This window comes from Dietzia sp. B44, assembly GCF_014145245.1.
Lineage (GTDB): Bacteria > Actinomycetota > Actinomycetes > Mycobacteriales > Mycobacteriaceae > Dietzia > Dietzia natronolimnaea.
In genome coordinates, this window is sequence record NZ_JAALEF010000427.1 from 1 (window position 1) to 2033 (window position 2033).

At 72.0% G+C, this 2033-nt stretch carries 2 protein-coding genes and 1 pseudogene; 1 reads left to right on the plus strand and 2 read right to left on the minus strand.

What is annotated here, in order from left to right; all coding sequences use genetic code 11:
• A pseudogene (locus G6017_RS13510) lies at positions 1 to 404 on the minus strand (DNA gyrase subunit A); the annotation flags it as partial.
• 241 nt (positions 405 to 645) lie between these two features.
• Between G6017_RS13510 and G6017_RS13515 the strand changes: the two are divergent.
• Positions 646 to 1005: a hypothetical protein gene (locus G6017_RS13515; protein WP_182617814.1), complete on the plus strand. Its 360-nt coding sequence runs from the start codon at positions 646 to 648 to the stop codon at positions 1003 to 1005.
• Here G6017_RS13515 and G6017_RS13520 read toward each other — a convergent pair.
• Positions 989 to 1837, minus strand: a complete 849-nt coding sequence (locus tag G6017_RS13520; RefSeq protein ID WP_241731274.1) for a tyrosine-protein phosphatase — start codon at positions 1835 to 1837, stop codon at positions 989 to 991. The genes G6017_RS13515 and G6017_RS13520 overlap by 17 nt on opposite strands.
• Between the last annotated feature and the right edge of the window lie 196 nt (positions 1838 to 2033).

Below are 2033 nucleotides of genomic sequence, written 5' to 3' on the forward strand. Positions count from 1 at the left end.
GCGCCCCACCCCGCCCGCGCGGCGGACTCCGGTTCCGGCGCCCGCGCCGCCTGTCCCGGCGCCGGGTCGAGCTCGACCTCGTCCTCCCGAACCACCGGGATCGCCCCGGTGACATCGGCGAAGAGGTCCAGCCGCGCACGTCGGCTGTCGCGCATCCGGTCGCGCTCGGACCGCGTGAACGACAGCACCGGAAGGGTGAGGAGCAGCGCGGCCTGCCTACCCGAGAACCCGAATCCCAGCTTGAGGGCGCGGCGGGCGTCGACAGGGGATTCCGCCTGCCGGATCGTCTCCATCACGGCATCCAGGTCCTCGCACGCCAGGAGTACCGCCTCGGCCTCGTCGCACGCCCTCCCGGCGTCGTCCCCGGGCTCGAACCAGCCCCCGACCGCACCCATAGAACCCATGCCAGTCCCCCGATCTTTCCCGCAACAGAACGGACCCGGCCCCCACCGGATCGTCACGAATCCTACGCCCGCCGACCCACCCGTGGTCATGCGGTCACGCAGCCCGGGGCGGGTCCGTCCCTGTGGATTGTGACCGATCTCTCCGCCATTTACGGGACGCTGACCAGCGCTTTTCGATTTTCCAGCAGTTCCACAGGGACGGCGGGGGATTCCTTTGGGAACGGGACGTAGGGTCCTGGGCATGAACAGACAACTGATGCTGGAGGACGGGGACCGGAGCCGCTCCACCCCGGCGCCTCCTGCGGAGGTCGCCCCGGTGGGCCGCGAGGCGACCCCGGCCGCGGTGTTCCCGGCGCCGTTGACCACGGTCTCGGCCGCGGCGACAGGGGGGCTGATCGGCCTCGGGGCGGTCTACGGCGTGGCGGCGCGACTCGCCGACACCCTTGTCGGGGTGGCGGTCCTCGTCCTGGTGTTCGCGTTGACGATGGCCGGCCCGAGGGTCCACTCCGTGGCCCGGTCCGAGGTGGGCCGCACCATCGCGGTGATCCTCGAGGCGATCGCCTTCGGTGGTGTGCTCGGCGCGGTCATCGTCCTGTTCTGAGCCGGGCCCCCAGCTGCTCCACGAGGTCCTCCTCCACCCCGGCGCCGTCCACGAGGTATCGACGGACGTCGCCGAACTCGCTGTCCAACGCGGTCAGCGAGCGCCGGATGTTGCTCTCCTCGACCCCGATGAGCACGTCGATCGCGTCGAGACGCTCGGGCATCTCCGCCCGGACGTACGCCCGGATGGAGTTGACGAAGTCGACGGACAGCTCGCGGGTCAGCATGTAGTCGGCGATCACGTCCTCTTCCCGCACTCCGGCGAGCAGCTGGAGCACTGCGGAGGTCCAGCCCGTCCGGTCCTTGCCGGCCGTGCAGTGCACGATCGCCGGGCCCGCCGACCGCGCCACGGCGCTGACCGCGCGGCCGAAACCGGTCCGCTCCTCGTCGCCGAGGACGAACCGCTCGTACATGATCGCCGTCTCGCGTCGGGCGTCCTCCACGCTGAACGTCCCGACCCCGGTGAATGCGGCCGCGGAGGTGTTCCCGGCGAGGACGTCGATGGCCAGGTAGTCGGCACCGGCGGGGATCACATCGGGCTGCCTGGTGATCTCGTCGCCGGTCCGCAGGTCCACGATGGTGCTCACCCCGAGCCGCTCGAGTACCCCGAGGTCGTCCTCACCCACCGACAGCGTGGTGGATCGGTAGACCAGACCGCGGGCCATGCTCCCGGTCGGGTGGAGCGCGTAACCCGGGCCCGCGACGTCACGGAAGTTGTGCACGCTCGTCAGTCGGACGTCGCCGGGCGCCGGTCCGGATGCGCCGACCTCAGCCCCCACCTCCGCGACGACCTCGGCGTCGACCCCGGTGGTCATGCGCGCGTCTGCGCCCATTCCGCGTCCCCTTCGGCTCCCGCGCGCCCGGATGACGCACCGCCCCTCCGTTCCTACCGGATCGCGGGTACCGGTGCGAGGCGGCCTCCGCGGAACCGCATCGCACCGCGCTGCCGTCCACCCGTCACCCGGGTCCCGGTTCGACGTGCCCCGGTGGGGACGCCGCCGGCCAGGCCAGCGTGGTCGGGGTGGACCG